Annotated in this window: 26 protein-coding genes and 1 other RNA gene; 11 read left to right on the forward strand and 16 right to left on the reverse strand. The window is 28.3% G+C overall.

From position 1 onward, the window contains the following. The first annotated feature begins 41 nt into the window (after window positions 1-41). Entirely contained in the window at window positions 42-1502 is a 1461-nt protein-coding gene (locus ACULEV_RS07315) for a tyrosinase family protein (protein WP_445458016.1), read from the forward strand. An 81-nt stretch (window positions 1503-1583) separates the two neighbouring features. On the opposite strand, the gene ACULEV_RS07320 is transcribed toward ACULEV_RS07315, so the two are convergent. After that, window positions 1584-1889, reverse strand: coding sequence for a hypothetical protein (locus tag ACULEV_RS07320; RefSeq protein ID WP_445458017.1), 306 nt, complete (start codon window positions 1887-1889; stop codon window positions 1584-1586). A gap of 116 nt (window positions 1890-2005) precedes the next feature. Here ACULEV_RS07320 and rnpB point away from each other — a divergent pair. Beyond that, an RNA gene (rnpB, locus tag ACULEV_RS07325) (RNase P RNA component class A) lies at window positions 2006-2331 on the forward strand. Window positions 2332-2506: 175 nt separating this feature from the next. Next, window positions 2507-2701, forward strand: coding sequence for a hypothetical protein (locus ACULEV_RS07330; protein ID WP_445458018.1), 195 nt, complete (start codon window positions 2507-2509; stop codon window positions 2699-2701). Here ACULEV_RS07330 and ACULEV_RS07335 read toward each other — a convergent pair whose 3' ends face one another. The 3 genes from ACULEV_RS07335 to ACULEV_RS07345 are packed head-to-tail and all read right to left on the reverse strand — an operon-like array spanning window position 2702 to window position 4837. Next, window positions 2702-3286, reverse strand: a complete 585-nt coding sequence (locus ACULEV_RS07335; RefSeq protein WP_445458019.1) for an RsmD family RNA methyltransferase — start codon at window positions 3284-3286, stop codon at window positions 2702-2704. It lies immediately after the preceding gene. Next, the gene (locus ACULEV_RS07340) at window positions 3283-4095 is read right to left on the reverse strand and encodes a DUF3822 family protein (protein WP_445458020.1); all 813 of its coding nucleotides are present in this window, start codon (window positions 4093-4095) and stop codon (window positions 3283-3285) included. The genes ACULEV_RS07335 and ACULEV_RS07340 overlap by 4 nt, the downstream gene beginning before the upstream one ends. Beyond that, on the reverse strand, window positions 4079-4837 hold the full coding sequence (locus tag ACULEV_RS07345) for a hypothetical protein (protein ID WP_445458021.1): 759 nt from the start codon (window positions 4835-4837) through the stop codon (window positions 4079-4081). Before ACULEV_RS07345 ends, ACULEV_RS07340 begins: the two co-directional genes overlap by 17 nt. A gap of 121 nt (window positions 4838-4958) precedes the next feature. On the opposite strand from ACULEV_RS07345, the gene ACULEV_RS07350 reads away from it, so the two are divergent. From ACULEV_RS07350 to ACULEV_RS07360, 3 genes are read left to right on the forward strand one after another with little or no spacing between them, the layout of a single operon-like run. Beyond that, window positions 4959-6383 carry an ATP-dependent DNA helicase gene (locus tag ACULEV_RS07350; protein WP_445458530.1) on the forward strand — a complete coding sequence of 475 codons (1425 nt, stop codon included), beginning with the start codon at window positions 4959-4961 and terminating at the stop codon, window positions 6381-6383. Window positions 6384-6434: 51 nt separating this feature from the next. Continuing rightward, on the forward strand, window positions 6435-7172 hold the full coding sequence (gene kdsB, locus ACULEV_RS07355) for a 3-deoxy-manno-octulosonate cytidylyltransferase (RefSeq protein WP_445458022.1): 738 nt from the start codon (window positions 6435-6437) through the stop codon (window positions 7170-7172). A gap of 1 nt (window position 7173) precedes the next feature. Continuing rightward, window positions 7174-7626 (forward strand): hypothetical protein, encoded by a 453-nt coding sequence (locus ACULEV_RS07360; protein ID WP_445458023.1) that lies wholly within the window; start codon window positions 7174-7176, stop codon window positions 7624-7626. Here the strand turns inward: ACULEV_RS07360 and ACULEV_RS07365 are convergent. Next, on the reverse strand, window positions 7623-8288 hold the full coding sequence (locus ACULEV_RS07365) for a spermidine synthase (RefSeq protein ID WP_445458024.1): 666 nt from the start codon (window positions 8286-8288) through the stop codon (window positions 7623-7625). The genes ACULEV_RS07360 and ACULEV_RS07365 overlap by 4 nt on opposite strands. A 54-nt stretch (window positions 8289-8342) precedes the next feature. Between ACULEV_RS07365 and ACULEV_RS07370 the strand changes: the two genes are divergently transcribed. After that, a complete protein-coding gene (locus ACULEV_RS07370) occupies window positions 8343-8897 on the forward strand; it encodes a 1-acyl-sn-glycerol-3-phosphate acyltransferase (RefSeq protein WP_445458025.1) in 555 nt (184 codons plus the stop codon). Between the two features lie 288 nt (window positions 8898-9185). On the opposite strand, the gene ACULEV_RS07375 is transcribed toward ACULEV_RS07370, so the two are convergent. Next, window positions 9186-9662, reverse strand: a complete 477-nt coding sequence (locus ACULEV_RS07375; RefSeq protein ID WP_445458026.1) for a helix-turn-helix domain-containing protein — start codon at window positions 9660-9662, stop codon at window positions 9186-9188. A 312-nt stretch (window positions 9663-9974) separates the two neighbouring features. Between ACULEV_RS07375 and ACULEV_RS07380 the strand changes: the two genes are divergently transcribed. Genes ACULEV_RS07380 through ACULEV_RS07390 form a run of 3 tightly spaced genes read left to right on the forward strand, consistent with a single transcriptional unit; the run spans window position 9975 to window position 12200 of the window. Next, a complete protein-coding gene (locus ACULEV_RS07380; RefSeq protein ID WP_445458027.1) occupies window positions 9975-11129 on the forward strand; it encodes a M14 family metallopeptidase in 1155 nt (384 codons plus the stop codon). 41 nt (window positions 11130-11170) lie between these two features. Next, a complete protein-coding gene (locus ACULEV_RS07385) occupies window positions 11171-11650 on the forward strand; it encodes an Lrp/AsnC family transcriptional regulator (protein ID WP_130733730.1) in 480 nt (159 codons plus the stop codon). A gap of 37 nt (window positions 11651-11687) precedes the next feature. Next, window positions 11688-12200, forward strand: a complete 513-nt coding sequence (locus ACULEV_RS07390) for a DinB family protein (RefSeq protein WP_445458028.1) — start codon at window positions 11688-11690, stop codon at window positions 12198-12200. 31 nt (window positions 12201-12231) lie between these two features. Here ACULEV_RS07390 and ACULEV_RS07395 read toward each other — a convergent pair whose 3' ends face one another. From ACULEV_RS07395 to aroB, 5 genes are all read right to left on the reverse strand, one after another. Continuing rightward, entirely contained in the window at window positions 12232-12594 is a 363-nt protein-coding gene (locus tag ACULEV_RS07395) for a DNA primase (RefSeq protein WP_445458029.1), read from the reverse strand. An 87-nt stretch (window positions 12595-12681) separates the two neighbouring features. Beyond that, the gene (locus ACULEV_RS07400; protein ID WP_445458030.1) at window positions 12682-13656 is read right to left on the reverse strand and encodes a deoxyhypusine synthase family protein; all 975 of its coding nucleotides are present in this window, start codon (window positions 13654-13656) and stop codon (window positions 12682-12684) included. Window positions 13657-13663: 7 nt separating this feature from the next. Then, window positions 13664-15064: an arginine decarboxylase gene (locus tag ACULEV_RS07405; protein ID WP_445458031.1), complete on the reverse strand. Its 1401-nt coding sequence runs from the start codon at window positions 15062-15064 to the stop codon at window positions 13664-13666. Between the two features lie 61 nt (window positions 15065-15125). Continuing rightward, window positions 15126-15299 carry a hypothetical protein gene (locus ACULEV_RS07410; protein ID WP_445458032.1) on the reverse strand — a complete coding sequence of 58 codons (174 nt, stop codon included), beginning with the start codon at window positions 15297-15299 and terminating at the stop codon, window positions 15126-15128. Window positions 15300-15355: 56 nt separating this feature from the next. Next, window positions 15356-16423 (reverse strand): 3-dehydroquinate synthase, encoded by a 1068-nt coding sequence (gene aroB, locus ACULEV_RS07415; RefSeq protein WP_445458033.1) that lies wholly within the window; start codon window positions 16421-16423, stop codon window positions 15356-15358. Between the two features lie 94 nt (window positions 16424-16517). Between aroB and ACULEV_RS07420 the strand changes: the two genes are divergently transcribed. Further along, on the forward strand, window positions 16518-17684 hold the full coding sequence (locus tag ACULEV_RS07420; protein WP_445458034.1) for a proline dehydrogenase family protein: 1167 nt from the start codon (window positions 16518-16520) through the stop codon (window positions 17682-17684). 53 nt (window positions 17685-17737) lie between these two features. Here the strand turns inward: ACULEV_RS07420 and ACULEV_RS07425 are convergent, their stop codons facing one another. The 5 genes from ACULEV_RS07425 to ACULEV_RS07445 form a co-directional block, all read right to left on the reverse strand. Then, window positions 17738-18202 carry a DMP19 family protein gene (locus tag ACULEV_RS07425; protein ID WP_445458035.1) on the reverse strand — a complete coding sequence of 155 codons (465 nt, stop codon included), beginning with the start codon at window positions 18200-18202 and terminating at the stop codon, window positions 17738-17740. Window positions 18203-18361: 159 nt separating this feature from the next. Then, complete coding sequence (locus ACULEV_RS07430) at window positions 18362-19213, reverse strand: hypothetical protein (protein WP_445458036.1); 852 nt, start codon at window positions 19211-19213, stop codon at window positions 18362-18364. Between the two features lie 55 nt (window positions 19214-19268). After that, window positions 19269-19919 (reverse strand): hypothetical protein, encoded by a 651-nt coding sequence (locus ACULEV_RS07435; RefSeq protein ID WP_445458037.1) that lies wholly within the window; start codon window positions 19917-19919, stop codon window positions 19269-19271. Between the two features lie 554 nt (window positions 19920-20473). After that, complete coding sequence (locus ACULEV_RS07440; protein ID WP_445458038.1) at window positions 20474-20767, reverse strand: hypothetical protein; 294 nt, start codon at window positions 20765-20767, stop codon at window positions 20474-20476. 197 nt (window positions 20768-20964) lie between these two features. Continuing rightward, window positions 20965-21183: a hypothetical protein gene (locus ACULEV_RS07445; RefSeq protein WP_445458039.1), complete on the reverse strand. Its 219-nt coding sequence runs from the start codon at window positions 21181-21183 to the stop codon at window positions 20965-20967. Window positions 21184-21191 lie beyond the last annotated feature (8 nt).

Here is a 21191-nt window from a genome sequence, read left to right on the forward strand (position 1 = left end):
TGTAATCAAATAAACAATTAATATTCACTAAAACTAAAAACATGAAAAAAATCATTCTTTTATTATCCGTCTTTTTGATGACTGCCTTAAGTTATAGTCAGTCCAAAAGCAATGCCAAGTATGTGCGACGAAATGCTCATACTCCTGAAGCACAAGCCGATCTTGTTGCTATGGATTCTGCTTTTAGCAAAATGCGCAAAATGGGTTGCGAAAAGGGTTTAGCATGGTATTATCAAGGAGCTATGCATAATATTCCTGCCACTATTAATGGGAAAAATGTACTTTGTCCAGAATATCAAACCAGTGCAGATAAATTATGGGCTTGGGGCGATTGTACTCATAATGGTACCCAAAATGCAAAATTACATTTCTTACTTTGGCATAGAATGTATATTTGGTATCTAGAAAAAATTGTAAGAGAATTATCTGGAAAAGAGGATTTTGCTCTTCCATATTGGAATTATGGAGAGAATAATGTGATGCCAGAAGAGGTAAGCAATAAGAAAAGTGCCTTATATGAACAAGCAAGATATAGTGTGCTTAATAATGGACAACCTATTCCAACCGATAATGTTATAGCTATTGAGCAGTCTATTAATGAATTGAAGACCAATCCTTCTTTTACTGGAGATGCTGGTTTTAGTAGAAGTTTAGAAATTGCTCCACATGGTTATATGCACGATTTAATTGGTGGAGAATATGCTGTTCCAAGTGAATCGTATTATAATTCAATTTATCAGTTAGACAACTATTCTGGATTAATGGCTAATGTGCCTTCTGCGGGTTTTGATCCTGTGTTTTGGTTGCATCACAGTATGATTGATCGCATTTGGGAATCTTGGGATGTGACTATTTATGGACAACGTCCTACATTAGAGGAATTAAAAGCTAATCCTTGGACGTATGAGTTTATAGCACCTAATGGAGATCATATTACTTATACTATGGATGAATTATATGCAGTGGTGTTTAATTTAGATTATACTTATGATAATTTATTATATACTTCAGATCCTGCTGTTTTGGCTTCTACAACATCAAAGACAAAGAAAAATGTGGTATTTCAAGATCCAAAGCAAAAAATTATTTGGGAACAAAAAATAGATAAAACACTTGGTAGTACTCCTTTTACACATAAAGTAGTTAACAAACATTCAAAAAGTACTAATAAAGCTTTTACAAGTGAAGCTAATTCTTATATGGTATTAAATCTAGATGTAATAGTTTATAAAGAGCCTAAAGATTATTATACGGTTTATCTTCGTTATCCTGGAGAAGAAGATAAATACGTAGGAACGATGACATTTTTTGGTGTGGCTCATGATCATGGAACAGAAGATAATCATACTATTGGAGAAAGCGGTGTAAAACTGAAATATTCGTATTATGTATCTGATAATTTATTAGAGACTGACAAGAATTTTGAGATTATTGTCAAAAAGAATGGAGGAGGAGATGCGAAAGTAACATTGGAAAAAATTAGCATGGCTAAGATGAATTAAAACGAAGCAATACTATTGACTAAAGAAAGCGATATTTTTAAATAAGTATCGCTTTTTTTATAATGAATCAAATGTTAACACCTACAATTTTAAATGCTCATCTTTGATAGACAGTTGGTGTAAAATTTTAATAACTTCTGCAGAAGAATCTGAAGAAGAACCATTTACAAAAACACCTTTTTTCCCTTCTTTAGATTGAATTCCAAAAACCCAGGATTCATCATCTGGATTTGTATTTCCTTCATATCTATAAATGTGGTGTATTTCAAAATTAGTTGGATTTTGTTCAATTTCCATTTTGTTAATATTGAAATCGTATTCATAGCCTCTTTCTTTTAATAAAGTTAGTGCTTCCGATACAGATGCGTAGTGATATACTTTAGACATGATTATAAGATTTTGGTTTTCATAAAGTTACCAATTTTAGAAACATTTTATTTAAAAGTAATGTTAAAGTGAATTTAAATTTTCTTCGACGAGAATCAAATTTGTTGTAAGTTTGCATCGCAGACCGCCTTATCGTCGTCCGCCTAGGCGGAGGGAGGAAAGTCCGGACACCAAAGAGTAGCATAATGGGTAACGCCCATCCATCGAAAGGTGAGGACAAGTGCAACAGAAAGTATGTACAGGTAATGCTGTAGTGAAACCAGGTAAACTCTATGCGGTGAAATGTCAAGTATATCAACAACTCTAGCTTAGGTTAGATAAGAGCGACTCGTTCGATGTTGAAGGGTAGGCAGCTTGATTCTAATAGTAATATTAGAACTAGATAAATGATAAGGCTCCAATTCATTGGAGACAGAATCCGGCTTATAGGTCTGCTTTTTTTTAAGAATTTTACGTTTTGCTTTAAAATGTTATTTATACGTTAAATAATTAATTATCATTCTTTTGAAAATTTAATTTAGTTAAATTTGATAAAAGCTACATCCTACTAAAATTAGTATTAATTACTCAAATTCTTATTTAGTAATGATGTTTAATCTAAAAAAAATTGTTCACGTATGAAAACTCAAGCCTTAAAAATTGAATTAATGAAGCAAATTCTTGCTATTGATAACGCAGAAATTATTGAAAGTATCGCTTCATTTGTAGAAGAAAAATTAGAAAATAGTGATGATAAATTCTATTTCGATAATGAAGATGAAACTCAAAAAGGAATTGAAACCATCTTAAAAATGGTAAAAGAATTTAAATAATTAAAAATCTTCTTCATTTTCTTCTTTATTAATTTCTTCTTCATCAGAATCAAATTCAAAAAAGGAAAAAACGGTTCCTCCATACTGTTTTGAAAATGAAAAATTGATTAAATGATCAAGTTTTGTGTGCTTAGAATGTTCAATAATAAGCATACCTTCTTCATCCAAAATTTTATTTTCAAATATTTGCAAGGCCACTTTTTCAAAATTTTCCTGTGATAAGTCATAAGGTGGATCAGCAAAAATAATATCAAATGAAGAATTGCATCTTTCTAAATATTTAAAAGTATCCGATTTAATGGCAGAAATATCTAGGTCTAATTCGGTTGCAATCTTTTTAATAAAAGAAATACAGCCTAAATCGGCATCAATTGCAATAACAGTATTACTTCCTCTTGAAGCAAACTCATAACTGATATTTCCTGTTCCAGCAAACAATTCAAGTATCTTTAATTCACTGAAATTGAAATAGTTATTAAGAATATTAAATAAAGCTTCTTTGGCCATATCTGTTGTAGGTCGAACAGGTAGCTTTTTAGGAGCTTGTATTCTTTTTCCTTTATGTTTACCAGAAATAATTCTCATGAATGAAAGAGTATAAAGTTATTACGGATTTCGGTTTCAGTTCTGTCTAAAATTGTAATCCATTTATTGGTATGTAATAAATTACAGTTTCTAATAAACTTATACGCTATTTTAAAATAATCGTCTGTTTCATCTACTTGTCCAAATAAATGCGCAACAACAATTTCTGGACTCAATTGTAATTGTTCGTATGTAAATAAAATATAATATATAAAATCTTCAGGTGTGGCATATTCAAAAGAATTGAAAAGTAATAATTGCTGATTCTTTACTATAACAATTTCAAAATGACCTTTTTGAATATGAACAAAAACTTCTTTTTCATCATTGCCTATTGAAATATCTAATATTTTTTTTACTAATATCGAATTTACGTTTTTATAATCGAAAGTAGTGTATTGATCCAATAAGAAATTGTTAATATTTACATAAGGAACATAAACATTGTTAATATCATAATTTTCAAGTTTATCAAATGTAAAGAAATCAGTATCAAATACTTTTACATTATATTGAAGATAACTTCCTATAAAATTAGAATCAAATAAAGAATTTGGAACAAAACTATTTAGACAATTATCGTGCAATACTACAATTTCGTCATAAGCGTTAGAAAGTATAGTATAATCGACAAAAACTTTCCATAATTCCTCTTCAATTACATTACTTTTAATAAATTCTACAGTATTAAATGTGATTATTTTTTTTGTAATTAAATCGAAGACACAAAAAGAAAGTCCACTCAGAGAAACCTGAATGGACAACTTTTTATAATTTTTGGTTGTAATATCGTTAATCGTTTTTGCCATATCTTTTTGGCCAGTTTCCAGATAGAGTTACATCTACTAAAGAACCTAGAGTTATTTTATCACCGTTAATTTCGTTAATATCTTCTACTTTATTTTCTTGAGCAAGTAATTCTTCATCTAAACCTACTAAAAGAGCATTTTTATCTATTGTAGCTTCAAAAACAGGTAGTTTAGTCTCATTTCTAAACACAAAACCAGTTCTTAAATCTACTGGTACTTCAAGATCTTTAAATTTAACTGAACTTAAATTTCTGTATCTTTCTGTACCTTTAAAAAGAGAATCTTTTACTGAAACAGTACCAATTTTGTTGATGATTACTGTATCTTTAAAAAATCCACCTTCACCTTTTTCATTTACAGTAAGATTAAAGGCTCTATTTTTTTTGTGATCAATAATTGTAGTATCTCTTCTAGTTATAATGTCAAAAGTTCCATTATCAATAAAAGTTACCAATTTATCAAATGAATCTGCATATTCACCATTTACCTTCTTATAGCCTAATTGAGCTTTTTTAAGATCCAGTAGTGTTTGCACAGCAACTTTATAGCGTTCGTTCTTTGCTTCATCAAAACGAATTGGCTTCATAACCGATTCATAGATAAGATAAGCTAGGAAAAAAGTAGCAGCCCATAGTAGTATTGAAACAATAGGTCTAGCACCACCTGGCAGGAATTTATCAATCAATTTAACTAAGCCTAGTGCTACAAGGCATGTCATAATTACGGAAAGGATTAGTAACATTTATATTTAATTTTTTAGTTATATGGTACGCAAATCTACAATTTTTTTTTCTTCTCAAAAGAATTTCTTAAAAAAATCATCAGTATATTTGAAAAATTCTACAAGTCAATATTAAGAAATGATGAATTCCTCACTGTTTTACAAAACTTTACGAGATAACTTTCCTTTTGAACCTACATTAAAACAAGACATTTTTTTTCAAAAAATTGCTGATTTTGTGTTAAATAATAAAAAAGATGAGATTTTTATACTAAAAGGATATGCAGGAACGGGTAAAACAACTATTATATCCACTTTAGTTAATTATCTTAAAAATGCAGATAAAAAATATATTTTACTTGCTCCAACAGGTAGAGCAGCAAAAGTAATAAGTAATTATGCTCAAAAACCTGCTTTTACGATACATAAACGTATTTATTTTCCAAAAAAGACTCAATCAGGTGGTGTTTCATTTACTTTACAACAAAACAAATTTAAAAACACCATTTTTATTGTTGATGAATCTTCAATGATTTCAGATACTTCCCAAGAATCAAAATTATATGAAAACGGTTCCTTATTAGATGATTTAATATTTTATGTGGATCAAGGAGTCAATTGCAAACTTATTTTTATTGGTGACACGGCACAACTTCCTCCAGTTAATTTAGATGTTAGTCCAGCTTTAAATAAGGATACGTTGTCCTTACATTTTAATAAAGAAATTCAGGAAATTGAATTAGACGAAGTAATGAGACAAGCCATAGCTTCTGGTATTTTGTTTAATGCAACCGAGTTAAGGGAAGAATTGAAATCTCTTTTTATAGATAGTTTTAAATTCCAATTAAAATCATTTAAAGATATAGTTCGATTACAAGATGGCTACGAAATTGAAGATGCTATTTATCAATCCTTTGAAAAAAATGGTGCTGAAGAAACTGCATTTATTGTTCGTTCCAATAAAAGAGCAAATCAATATAATCAACAAATAAGAGCTAAAATTTTAAATAGAGAAGGAGAACTCTCTACTGGAGATTTGCTAATGGTTGTAAAAAATAATTATTTTTGGTTAAAAGAAAATTCGGACGCTGGTTTTATAGCTAATGGAGATATTATTGAAGTGCTTAAAATTATTAGTATTCAAGAATTATATGGTTTTAAGTTTGCCAATGTAAATATTAGAATGATAGACTACCCAAACCAACCCTCGTTTGAAACAATGTTACTTTTAGACACTATTCACAGTGAATCACCTTCGTTAACTTATGATGAATCTAATAAATTATATCAAGAAGTGATGAAAGACTATGAAGAGGAAAAACAACAATATCGAAAGTTTTTAAAGGTGAAAAATAATCCTCATTTTAATGCTTTACAGGTTAAATTTTCTTATGCCATTACTTGTCATAAGTCACAAGGTGGACAATGGAATACTGTTTTTATTGAGCAACCTTATTTACCAAATGGAGTTGATAGAGATTATTTAAGATGGTTATATACAGCTGTAACACGAGCAAAAGAAAAATTATATTTGATAGGTTTTAAAGAGGAGAGTTTTGAGGGTTAATTAAACAATAATAAAATAAAACGTATTTTTGACCAGTATAAAAAATAGCAAATGAAAATAATAGCTGTTATTCCAGCACGATATGCATCTACTCGTTTTCCTGCCAAATTATTACAAGATTTGGGCGGAAAAACAGTCATTTTAAGAACGTATGAAGCGACTCTTGAAACTAAATTATTTGATGATGTTTTTGTAGTTACTGATTCTGAACTAATTTATAATGAAATAGTTACAAATAATGGTAAAGCTATTATGAGCATTAAAGAACACGAAAGCGGAAGTGATAGAATTGCTGAAGCCGTTCAAAATATGGAGGTAGATATTGTTATTAATGTTCAAGGAGATGAACCATTTATTGACATTGAACCGTTGCAAAAAGTAATTGATATTTTCAAAAAAGATGCAGAAAAAAAGGTAGATTTAGCTTCTTTAATGTTTGAAATAAAAGATAAAACAGAGATAGAAAATCCTAATAATGTTAAAGTAATTACCGATCAAAATGGATTTGCCTTGTATTTTTCTCGTTCGGTAATTCCTTATCCTAGAGCAGCAAATGTAGGTGTTCGTTATATGAAACACATTGGTATTTATGCCTTTAGGAAACAAGCACTCTTAGATTTTTATAGTTTACCAATGTTATCCTTAGAAGCATCAGAAAAATTAGAGCAACTTCGCTATTTAGAATATGGAAAACGAATTAAAATGGTTGAAACTACTCATGCTAGTATTGGAATAGATACACCAGAAGATTTAGAAAGAGCGAGGAAAATTTTATCAGAAAAAGAATAGTATGAAAAAAGATTTTTCTTTGATTGGATTAGGTATTTGTGCTTGGATAGCAATTATTAGTATAGCTTATACAATAAGGATTATTTTAATAGATTTTTTTATTATTTATAATATTAGATTTACCTATATTCATTTATTCTATGAATTGATTTATAATAGTTTATTTATTATAGGGTTTTATATTTTTTTAAAATACTTGAAAGATAAAAAAACCACAAATTATATTACAATCATTAGAAATTTTATTATTTGTTTTGTTGTCACTCAAGCAATTCAATTTTTTTATACTATAGAAGTTGGAGATAATATTATTGAGAATTATCATGATAGTTGGAGTTCCTTTTATGATTTTGGTGGTTTATATCTTAATACTTTCTCTTATTCAATAGGTGAGATTTTTAGGTATTTTGCGATTGGAATTTTATTGTATACATTTTACAAAAATGGAAACTAATCTAATCTTTCAATTAGAATTAACTGATTATAATATTCCACTTTAGAAAAGGTTTTACAATAAAAAGATTTTTTTTCAAATAGCCTAAGAAAAGCATTGTTTCTATCAATTTGTTTTTCATCTAAAATCATAGTATTAAATAGAATAGAACCATTTATATTTAGTAATTGTTTACAACAATCAACAAATTTTTTCTGAAATAAAAAAGCAGGCATTTCATTATCTTCAAAAATATCAATAATAATCAAATCGTATTTTTTAGAAGTTTTTGAAACAAAATCTTTAGCATCTCCTATAATTGTTTTGTAATTTTTTATTTCGCTTAGACCAAAATATTGGTTTGCAATTTCTATGCTATTTTTATCAATTTCTACTCCAGTAATATTTCCTTCAAAATGTATTTCATCTACTAATGTCTTTACAACACTTCCTCCAGCAACACCAAGCACCAGAATTTCTTCCATTTGATTTATGTCTTTAAATCCTATTTCAATTAATCCTTTGCGTAGTACTTTTTGTAAACTTCCATAAGAATAATTAGTATTTTTAGAATCTAAAACTAATTTACCATTGTTCCAAGAAACTTCTAGTGTGTTACTTATTTTTGAGGTTTTTTCATAAATTTTAATTGGAATAATGTAGCTCAATAAACGTTTAATCATATAAAATGTTTCTAATTGTAAATATAATTTTAATTTTGCACCAAATCATAAAGTATGAAACAAAAATTATATAGTTTTATATTTTGCAGACTTTTTGGTTGGAAAGTTGTAGGAACAATAGATTCTAACTTAAAGAAATGCATTGTTATTGCTGTACCACATACAAGTTGGTGGGACTTTTTTTTAGGAATTTTCTCAAGAGGCATTATAAATGTTGAAATCAATTTTTTAGCAAAAAAGGAATTATTTGTTTTCCCGTTTAATTATTTTTTTAAATGGGTTGGAGGTGCTCCTTTAAATAGAGGAAGGAAAGAAAATAAAGTAGATGCAATTGCCAAAATTTTCTCAGAAAAAGAAATTTTTAGATTAGCATTAGCACCAGAAGGAACAAGAAAAAAAGTAGAATATTGGAGAACAGGATTTTATTATATGGCTTTAAAAGCCAATGTACCAATAATTCCAGGTGTTTTTGATTATAAAAACAAACAAGTTATTTTTAATAAGCCATTTTACCCAACAGGAAATATAGAAGAAGATTTTAAAATTTTACATTCCTATTATAAAGGCATAACTGGTAAAAATCCGGATAAGAGCTTTACTCCAAAATAAAAATAAAACCAAAATTATTATTTTCTCGTAAGTATGTTTATAAGTAATCAATAAAATATATTTATGAAGAACACAATTTGAATATCATTTTCATTTTATAATGGTAGTGATGCTGTTGAAATGAGTTTAATTTCTATGGGTTAATAGAAACTTATTACTTCTAGTAATACAATTTCATTGTCTAGTAGTAATATTTTAGTTAGAAATTAAAAACATAAATAATAGTTTTTTTGAATTAGTAAACTTTAGTTGGATTTTTAAAGCGTTATTCCTTACGAGTAACGCTTTTTATTTTTTAGAAGTATATTTTTTAAAAGTTCCATTTTTATAAAAAATAACAATATAATCTACATCATCCTCAGTAGTGTTCAAATTTTGAATATTTGAAATATTTTGAAAATTATTTTCAATTACGCGATTATTTTCTGGCTCATTCATTTGAGTAAATAAATCGGTTTCTAAATTTGATTTAATTTTTTCTTCCGTTTTACTATTTTCTAAAATAGGAGTGTCTTTTTTTTCTTCTATTTTTCTTTCCGATTTAGGAAAATTTCCTTTGCCATTTAAAATCCAATACAAATCTACCTCAGGAAAAATTTCAATTACTTTAAGTATGAAATCTAAACTGGGTTTGTTTCTGCCAGATAGAAGATGGGAAATACTCGATCGTTGTACATCAATTCTATCAGCAAATGCAGAAGCAGATAAACCATAATAATCAAGTATTATTTGGAGTCTTTTTATGAAATCATCGATGTTTACCATTGTAAATTGTAAGCTAAAGAATTACTGTTTACAAATGTAATAAAAAGAAAAATAAGAACCAAATTATAGTTGATTACAATTGTAAATAGTAGATTTTTACATAAATAATAACTATAAATAACAATATTTAATATACTGATTTATAGTTATTTAAAAAACAAATAACTTAGTAAGTGTTTTTGTAAACATAAGTAAACAAAAGTAACCCTTTAAACAAAGCAAAACTGTTTACAAGGTTATACAAAGTATTGCTTTTACTTGTTTACAAATGTAAATAATATCTTGTTTACATTTGTAACACAATATAATCACATGAATAGTTTACAATTAGCAACAGCATTTTTAGAACAAAATTTAAAAGGAAGATATGTTACTAACTCACATATTTTACCATTATTAAATAACTTATCTGATCGTTTTAAAGTTAAGATTGAAGGAAAATCGGTTCAAGAAAAAGATATCTTTAGTGTACAATATGGAACAGGTAAAATAAAAATATTGGCTTGGTCGCAAATGCATGGAAATGAATCGACGACGACTAAAGCATTATTTGACTTTTTTAATTATCTTTCTTCAGATGAACAAAATGTATCGGACTTCTACAATACATTTACCTTATATTGTATTCCAATATTAAATCCTGATGGTGCTGAAGCTTATGCAAGAGTAAATGCAAACCAAATTGATTTAAATAGAGATGCATTTGAGCTTACGCAGCCAGAAAGTAAGTTATTAAGGTTTGTTTATGAGCAATTTGCACCTGATTTTTGTTTTAACTTACACGATCAACGTACTATTTTTGGTACTGAAGGTTATCAATTACCAGCTACAGTATCATTTTTATCACCTGCTTTTGATGAATCTAGAGCTTTTAATGAAGTAAGACATAAGGCAATTAGAGTAATAAATGCCATGAATAATGATTTAAAACAGTATATACCTAATCAAATTGGTCGATTTGATGATTCTTTTAATATAAATTGTATTGGAGATTATTTAACCTATAAAAATACGCCTACCATACTTTTTGAAGCGGGTCATTTTAAAAATGATTATCAGAGAGACGAGGTTAGAAAGTTTATATTTTGTTCATTCTTAAGTTCTTTCAAGATTCTTAGCGAAAACGTTATAGTTGATAATGATTTGGAGAATTACTTGAATATTTCTCAAAATTCTAAGTGTTTTTATGATTTTCTTTATAAAAATGTTAGAATTATTAATAATTCTCAAGAAAAATTAATTAACTTTGCGGCTCAATTTACCGAGATATTAAAAGAAGGTACTATTCATTTTGAAGCAGTAATTGTTCAAATCGATGATTTAGATAGCTATGTTGGTCATTATGAATTTGATGCGAAAGGAGCGTTTTTTAATTCAACCTATGGAAAGATGCCTAAAATTGGTGAAAAAGCTAATTTTTCTATAGGAAATACAATTAAATTCAACAATGGAGTACAATATCGGTAATAGTATATCGTTTAAATACAATAAATTTATATAATTCTCTTATGAGTAAGTTTCGTTTAGATGAAGTTGATCACCAAATTTTAGACATGTTGATCGACAATACAAGGGTTCCTTTTACAGATATTGCTAAAAAATTATTAATATCAGCAGGAACAGTACATGTTAGAGTTAAGAAAATGGAAGATGCAGGAATTATTCAAGGTTCTTCTTTAACTTTAGATTATGAAAAATTAGGATATTCTTTTATTGCTTATGTAGGTGTATTTCTTCATAATACTTCTCAAACTAAGTTTGTATTAGAAAGAATTAATCAAATTCCTTATGTAACTGTAGCTCACGTTACAACTGGTAAATTTAATATTTTTTGTAAAATTAGAGCAAGAGATACTAAACATGCTAAAGAGGTTATTTTTATGATAGATGATATTGATGGTGTTTACAGAACAGAGACCATGATATCTTTAGAAGAAAGTATCAACGATAAAAAACGATTGATGCACACTATTTTTAAAGAACTTTAATTATATAATCCCGATTTATTCGGGATTTTTTTATTTTATGATAACATTTAACAAAGATGAATTTGCTCCATTTTATGCAAATTACATTGCAAGGTCATTATTTCATTTGGATATTGTAGATGGTTTAAGGAAACAAAAAGAAGAAATCATTTCTTTTTTTAAAACGATTCCTTTGCAAAAACAGGAATTTCAATATGAGATAGGGAAGTGGACACCAAAAGATATTTTACTGCATCTAATAGATGCTGAACGAATTTTTGCTTACAGAGCGCTTAGAATTTCTAGAAAAGATGTAACAGCATTACATGGTTTTGAAGAAAATGATTATGTGCCTAATGCTGGTGCTAATTCTAGAAATATGGATAGTTTACTGGAAGAGTATGAATCAGTAAGAAATGCTACAATTAGCCTTTTTTCTAATTTTACTGAAGAGCAATTAGTATGTGTAGGAACTGCTTCTGGAAGTACGGTTTCTGTTAGAGCTATAGGTTGTATTATTCTTGGGCATGAGCTCCATCATGTAGCTGTAATTAAAGAAAGGTATTTATAACAAAAAAGGCATGTATAACATGCCTTTTTATTTAATCTTCATCTGAATCCTCTTCGTCTTCGTCAGCTTTATCTTCAACATCTGTATCATCTACATCATCATCGTCTTCTTCATCTAAATCAATGCCTTTAATAGGGTCTAAAACTGGTACATCTATTGTATCATCGATATCATCATCTTCATCATAATTTTCAATTCTATCAGCTAGTTTAGTACTTACTTTAACTAAGTAAATAGTATCTTCTGTACGCACTTCTACAGCTTCAATAGCTTCGTTTCTAGCGTTCTTAAAACGGATAATGTCTGACTCGTCATATCCTTCCGGAAATTTTTCAACTAGTAAAGTTAAAATTTCGTTTGTTAATTTTGCATAATCAACAATTACTCTTTTCATTGGGTTGTTTTTATTCATAGATATTTTCCAAAAGTAATATCCAATTTCAAATTATCAAACAATTTTTATAAAAAAAAACAAAAAAAATTACTGACCTAAAATATAAGCAAAAATCAAAGGTGCAACTATCGTAGCATCAGACTCTACTATAAATTTTGGTGTATTAATATCTAATTTACCCCAAGTTATTTTTTCATTAGGTACTGCACCAGAATAAGAACCATAACTTGTTGTAGAATCTGAAATTTGGCAAAAATAGCTCCAGAAAGGAATATCATGCATTTCCATATCTTGGTATAACATTGGAACGACACAAATAGGGAAATCTCCAGCAATTCCTCCACCAATTTGAAAGAAACCAACTCCTTTTCCACTAGAATTCTTTGGATACCAATCTGCTAACCACATCATATATTCGATACCACTTTTTGTAGTTGAAGCTTTAAATTCTCCTTTAATACAATAAGAAGCAAAGATATTACCCATAGTACTATCTTCCCATCCAGGAACTACGATAGGTAGATTTTTTTCGGCAGCAGCCACCATCCAAGAATCTTTAGGGTCAATTTCATAATATTGCTCTAAAACACCTGAATTAATCATTTGGTACATAAACTCATGTGGAAAATATCTTTCTCCAGATTTATCTGCTTTATTCCAAATGTCATATAAATGCGATTGTAGTCTTCTGAAGGCTTCTTCTTCTGGAATACAAGTATCTGTAACTCTATTGTAATGATTCTCTAATAAATCCCATTCTTCTTGTGGAGATAAATCTCTATAATTAGGTACTCTTTTATACGAGTTATGAGCCACTAAATTCATGATGTCTTCTTCCAAATTTGCTCCAGTGCAAGAAATAATATGAATTTTATCTTGACGAATCATTTCTGCTAACGATTTTCCTAATTCAGCTGTACTCATGGCACCAGCTAAAGTAACCATCATTTTTCCGTTCTCTAATAAATGTTCTTCATATCCTTTTGCAGCATCTACTAAAGCAGCTGCATTAAAATGAAGGTAATTTTTTTCAATAAATTGACTAATTGGTCCTTTACTCATTTTGTTTTTATTTTTTATTATAACCTAAAATATTTAATACTTCTTCAGCATTTTGCTGTTGTGAGAACACTTCGGTGGCCAAAATTCCGTTTTTGTCTCGATCAATTAATATGTGTTTTGGCTGTGGAATTAAACAGTGATGTAATCCTCCAAAACCTCCAATTGTTTCTTGATAGGCTCCTGTGTTGAAAAATCCTATATATAATGGTTTTTCTTTATTGTATTTTGGTAAATATACAGCATTCATGTGTTGTTCAGAGTTGTAATAATCATCGCTATCACAAGTCATTCCACCTAGAAGCACTCTTTCATAAGTGTCATTCCATCTATTTACAGCCAACATTACAAATCGTTTATTAATCGCCCAAGTATCTGGTAAAGTGGTAATGAAAGAAGAGTCAATCATATTCCAGTATTCTCTATCATTTTGCTGTTTTTGGTACAATACTTCGTAAATAGCTCCACCAGATTCACCAACTGTAAACGAACCAAATTCTGTAAAAATGTTTGGTACGTCTATTTCCGCTTCATCGCAAGCAATTTTTATCTGATTTAAGATTTCGTCAATCATATATTGGTAATCATACTCAAATGCTAACGAATTTTTAATTGGAAAACCACCACCTATATTTAAACTATCTAGAGTAGGGCATTCTTTCTTTAAAGCAATGTACACTTTCATACATTTTAAAAGCTCGTTCCAATAGTAAGCTGTATCTCTAATTCCAGTATTAATAAAGAAGTGAAGCATTTTAAGCTCTAATTTCTTATTGTCTTGAATTTGTTTTCTATAAAATGGAAGAATGTTTTTATATCCTATTCCTAAACGAGAGGTATAAAACTCAAATTTTGGTTCTTCTTCGGCTGCAATACGAATACCAATTTTTATTTTGCTTTTTATTTGTTCTTGTAATAGGTCTAATTCTTCATAGTTATCAATAATAGGTATAGTGTTTTTATGACCATTATTGATTAATCTTGCAATATTTTCAATGTATTGATCTCTTTTGAAACCATTACAAATAACAAAAGTGTTTTTGTTTATTTTTCCTTCTTCGATTAAGTTTTCTACAATGTTGATATCAAAAGCAGAAGAAGTTTCTATATGAATATTGTTTTTAAGTGCTTCATTTAGAACGAATTCAAAATGCGAACTTTTTGTACAATAGCAATAGAAATATTTAGCATCATAATCATGCTTTTCCATGGCATTACGAAACCATGTCTTAGCTCTTTTTATGTTCTTAGAAATTTTTGGCAAATAGGTAAATTTTAATGGAGTACCATATTCTTCCACTAATTTCATTAAATCTATTCCGTGAAATTGAAGTGTATCTTTGTTTAAAGTAAATTCTTCTTGAGGAAAATAAAAAGTTTGATTAATTAAATCGTAATATCTAGTATTCATTTGAAAAATAGGATTTTAAAGTTTATAAAAATAAGAAATCATGAAAAAAAATCTTACCCATTTAAACTCTAATATTTGAAAATTGAATTAAAAGTTTTTCTCTAAAGGTTTTAGAAAAAATAAAGGTGTCTATAAAAGAAAAAGTAGCAAATAAAACAGATAAGCTGATGTGAAAATCAGATATAAAATTAGTACTACTGTTATTTGTAAAACGTAAAGTTTTGGTTTCTTTCATTCCCACAAAGGTAAAAAAATAATATTATGAAATAATAATGATATTATTAAAAAAAATCAAGATTTGTAATCAGCAAAAGCGCTGTAAATTAGCTCGTTAGTTGAAGACTCGTTAATTTTGCAATTTCCAATTTTATCTAACAGGGCAAATTGAACGTTACCAAATTCGTTTTTCTTGTCATAAATAAGTAAATCGATACAATTTTTAATATCGTTTTGCTCAAAAGGAACTGCCTCATAAATATCGCTTAATACATATTTAATTTCATGATATTCTTCCTCTTGAAGTAATCCTTTTTCTTTAGAAATATAACTTTCTAAAATCATTCCTACAGCAATTGCTTCTCCATGTAGTAAACTTTTCTTTTCTTCATTTTCTAGGAAATAGCTTTCAATAGCATGACCTAATGTGTGACCAAAATTAAGAGATTTTCTAATTCCGTTTTCTGTTAAATCTTGCGAAACTATTTTGTTTTTTATTTCAACCGATTGATGAATTAAAGCATCTAAATCGTTTGTATTTAAGTCTGCTATGTTTTTTAATTTATCCCAATACTTTTTATCGAAGATTAAACCATGTTTCAACATTTCGGCAAAACCAGAACGCATTTGTTCACCAGGTAAAGTTTCTAAAAATTGCGTATCGATAACTACAGATTTTGGTTCTCTAATGATTCCAATTTGATTTTTTAGGTTACCCAAATCCACTCCGTTTTTTCCACCAATGGAAGCATCAACCATAGACAATAATGTAGTAGGTATGTTGATGAAATCGATGCCACGTTTGAAAGTACACGCAATAAATCCACCAATATCGGTTATAACACCACCTCCTAAATTTAAGAGGATGCTTTTTCTATCACCACCTAATTCGGTTAAGGAATGCCAAACTTGCAAACAAGTTTCAATATTTTTATGTTCTTCACCAGCTTCTAGTTCAATAATTTCGATTACAATTTCGGTTGCTAGTAAAGATAAAAGTCTTGGTAAACAATGATTTGAGGTATTTTCATCTACTAGGATAAAAATTTTAGAATAGCTTTTCGCATCTAAAATTTCATTTAAATAAGTGTAGCCATTTTCATTAAAAAAAACCTCATAATTATTGGCTTGAATCGTTTGCATGGTTATAGATTTCAATTTCTTGCAAAATAAGGCATTTTTTATTTAAAATTACAATGCTCTAAAGTATATTTGCACTAGAAAAATAGACCTTAAAATGGAAAAAATATTCAATAATACAGAAGTTGCCTTTGCTTTAAAAAGTGATACTCAATTAGAAAGAGCTTATTTTTTATTTAAATTAATTGAAAGTCAGCCACTTGTAAGAATAGGAACTGCTGTAACCAATTTTGCTTTAAAAGCACACTTACCTGTTGAAGGCTTAATAAGAAGTACTGTTTTTGATCATTTTTGTGGTGGTGTAAATGAAAATGATTGTTTACGTGTGGTTGATAATATGTTTACTAAAGGAGTTTCTTCTGTTTTGGATTATTCGGTAGAAGGGAAAGAAGAAGAAAATCAGTTCGATGCGGCTTTAGAAATGACTTTAAAAACGATAGTATTTGCTAAAGAAAGAGACGCTATTCCTTTTGCGGTTTTTAAACCCACTGGTTTAGGTCGTTTTGCGTTGTACCAAAAAATAGGAGAAGGCAAAGCATTTACAGCTGAAGAACAAGCAGAATGGAATAGAGTAGTGGCTCGTTTTGACACGGTTTGTAAAACGGCTCATGAAATGGATGTTGCTGTATTGATAGATGGTGAGGAAAGTTGGATGCAAGATGCTGCTGATGATTTAGTAACAGACATGATGCGTAAATACAATAAAGAAAAAGCAATTGTTTTTAATACGTTACAAATGTATCGCTGGGACAGACTAGAGTATTTGAAAAAAATAAACGCTTTAGCTAAAGCCGAAGGATTTTATGTAGGAATGAAATTAGTACGTGGTGCTTACATGGAAAAAGAAAATGACAGAGCTGAAGAAAAAGGATATACATCACCTATTTGTGAAAGCAAAGAAGCAACAGATGCTAACTTTGATGCTGCAGTATTGTATATGTTAGACAATCTGGATCGAATGTCTATTTTTGCTGGAACACATAATGAGGCTAGTTCGTATAAATTAATGGAGTTAATGGCAGAGAAAGGAATTGCTAAAAATGATTCGCGTATCTTTTTTGGACAATTATTTGGTATGAGTGATAACATTAGTTATAATTTAGCCGCACACGGTTATAATGTTGCGAAATACCTTCCTTTTGGACCTGTAAGAGACGTAATGCCTTATTTGATAAGAAGAGCCGAAGAAAACACCTCTGTAGCCGGACAAACAAGCAGAGAACTCGATTTGATTAAGAAAGAAAGAACTAGAAGAAAGTTATAAATAGAAAAATCCCTTGAAAGAGGGATTTTTTTTGTTTTAGATAAAAGTTATTTTTATTTAAAATCTTCTATATTGTTTTTGACATAATCTAGTAGAAGTTTACCAATATTTTCATCATTAGAATAAAAATTATTTTCTAATTGATTCCATTTATTTGAAATATTTTGATTTATATTTTTTAAAATAGTTCTTCTTTTTTCATTGTCTTTTGGAATTGGTTGAATGGGAAATATTTCAAAAGCTTCTGTAATAATTTTTGCCGTTTTGTGAGCTTTTATTCTTTTTAAAGATTCCAATGTTTCTATAGCATAATCGCCACTTGAATTAAAAAAATACTGATCAAAACCACCATTATTAACTTCAGCTTCTAGCATTTCTATAAAAATAAATGTTTTTTCAGCTTCTGTTAAGTTTTCATAGTTATCACTTAATTCTGTCTTTTTCCATAAAATTTCTCCAATGGCAATAATTGATTTTGTATCATCGTCAATGTGAAGTGCTTTTTCTATAGGGTTCATTTGATTACATTTAGTAAAGGTGAGAAGTAATAGTATATAAAGTATATTTTTCAAGTTTTATTTTTAAATTATTTTAATGTGTATAAATTTTCTTGGAAAGAAACTTTTAAAAAACAAAGCTACAAATTTTCCGTTTGAAAATTGAAATCGTAATGCTATCTATTCCCATTTTGTTCTTAGTTCTATACCAATAGATTGCTTAGGTAAATAATCATATAAATAAGTCTGTCCAAAGCTCTTATTCATTAAAACGGAATCAATTTCTATGAAAAAATCTCCTTCTTTTGTTTCTAATGTTAGTCCATTTTTAATTCCGTCTTTTTTTCCTTTATTGAATTCTATTATCCAATGCATATTTTCAGGATCATTGGGGTCAATTACTTTTTTTATGTTTTTAATTTTTGCTGAAATAGGCTTTTTTAAAAAATATTCTTGCCATTTCTTAGGAATTTGTTTTAAATCGAAGTCTGTGGTAATTGAATCTTCAGTTTTATGGGCTAAATACATTCCGCTTACTTTTGGTTCTAAACCAGCATTTATATAAACTGAAAATCTCATATAATCATTTTCTTTTTTTAAACTCCAGTTAAAATCTGCCGAATCTGATAAAAGATATCTATTACCTTCCCAAGTTATTAGTTGAAAATTAGTTTTTATTTTTAAAGAATCAATACCATATTTTACTTTTGTAGTTTTTGTTCTTTGATCCATTTCCATTGGGTACTCAATAAATTCAACTCTTTCAGGAATTAAAGTAAGATTTATACTATCCATTATATATTTTCCAAAAACTTTTTTTCTTTTGCCACCACCAAAACAACTATATAGATAACTTTCATTTACAAAATTACCATTACTCAATAAATTAAGTAGAAGACCATTATTAAAGCCATCATAAGAAAATGTTAGGGTATCAATAATAGCTGTATTTTGAGTTTCATCATTCGATTTAGTATTGCTTTTGGAACAACTAAAAAGTAGTATTGATATAAAAATTATAATTTGTTTCAAAATTTTATTATTTATTAATTTACAAAATGAATATGGTTTAAGTAAAAGTATTTTTTTAATTATCAGTGACCCTATTAAACTTCTTCTTCTCTTTTAATTTATCAATTATATCTTCACAAATTACATTTAGTTTTACTAATGTTAAGTTGTTATTTGATTCGTAGTTAATGTTCTTTTTATCATTAGCAGTTTCTAAATTATGTATGTCGAAACCCTTTTCAAATGCTGTATTACCTTGGTAAAACCAATAATAACGTAATGGTGTGTGTGATTGCATAGAAATGTAAGAATAAATTTTATTATTTGCTATACTGTCTGTTCTAGTTTTATAGCTTAGTACTTCATCTTTTTTAATTTTTTCAATATTATTCTTAAAGAAGATAATAGGTTTTGAATTCTCTAATTGAATGGCATTAAACGCTCCACAATTGTCAAATTTCTGGATAAAATTTTGTTTTCCTTTATTCCAAAAAGCATATAATTCAAAATAAGTACTTGTTGTATTACAAGTGTTTGGATCTTTAGGATTAGAAATGTAGGCAGTACCATAAGTAATATGTTTGACAATAAAGAAATCGGATATACTATCCTTTTGCATTTCTACTTTAAACTGTGAAAGAAGTAATTCTGTAGTATCTTTTTCTTCTTGTCCTAAAATAATAGTACTAGTGAAAAGAATAATAATGATTAAGAGTTTTTTTCGCATCTTTAAATATAGTAAACTTTATATTAAATCTAAACATCATTACAGCCTCTTAAGAGTAAATAGTATTCTTTTGTTATTGATAACGTGTAAAATTATACGTGTAAAATTATAATTAATGTTTACATGTACAAGTGTTAGTTAGTCTAAGAAATAAAAAGAAAGTATTACTTAGTCTATATTTAAGTTCCTTACCTGCATCTGTACATTTTAAACATGTAATTTCGTTATCCGTAATATGTTACACTTTGTTTTAGTATTACTTACCGTAGGAGTATAGTATGTTACACTTTGTTTTAGTATTACTTACTGTAGGAGTGTGGTATGTTACACTTTGTTTTAGTATCACTTACTGTAGGAGTATGGTGTGTTACACTTTGTTTTAATATCTCTTACTGTAGAAGTACTGTATGTTACACTTTGTTTTAATATCACTTACTGTAGGAGTATATTATGTTACACTTTGTTTTATAATATAATACTATAGAAATAGGTGTAAATAGGTACTCATTGCAAACGAGCACCAGAAGGATGATATCTGAGTGATTAGTTATCTTTTAAGTGTATACTTCATAACAAATTAAGCTACCTATTGCTACAAGAAAACCTGAATATAAATAACTTTTGCCATTTTTTTCTTCTGTTGAACTTCTGTATTTAATAACTCCAAAAAGTAACGGCAATGAAACTAAAACGATGAAAGCTATCTTTTCAGTTAATAATGCTTTCTCAGAACTCGCTCCAGCACCTGATCCAAAATAAAAAAAGAAAAAGAAAATAAGTAAATAAACTCCGCCAACCATAAAGAGTGATTCAAGAATGACTAATTGAAAAAATAAACGGAAGTTCATGTTGCAAATAAGTGTTTAATGATTTTTGCATAATTGAAATTGTATAACAGAATAATCATTATTGTTAGGTTTTACCAAATATGACCAATAAAATAAATAAAAGTACACCAAAATGTCCAAAAACAACTAAATAATAGACCTACAATAAAAAACAGTAACCTGAACTTTTTTATTCCGATTCTATTTTTCAGATAATATCAATCGAAAAGCTCAAGCAAAATTCCTAAAGAGTATAAAATATTTGCTCCAATACCCCAAAAAATCATTCCTAATGTATCCGAAAAAGACCAATTATAATCACATTGTAAAAGTCCATTATAAAGAGCAAAACTACCAAATAGTCCAACAGCACAATTGAAAATCCATCTTTTAGATTCCCACCATTTGATATCTAATTTTAATTCTTCTATTGTCATTATTTAGT

The sequence above is a fragment of the Flavobacterium sp. HNIBRBA15423 genome (assembly GCF_052655965.1).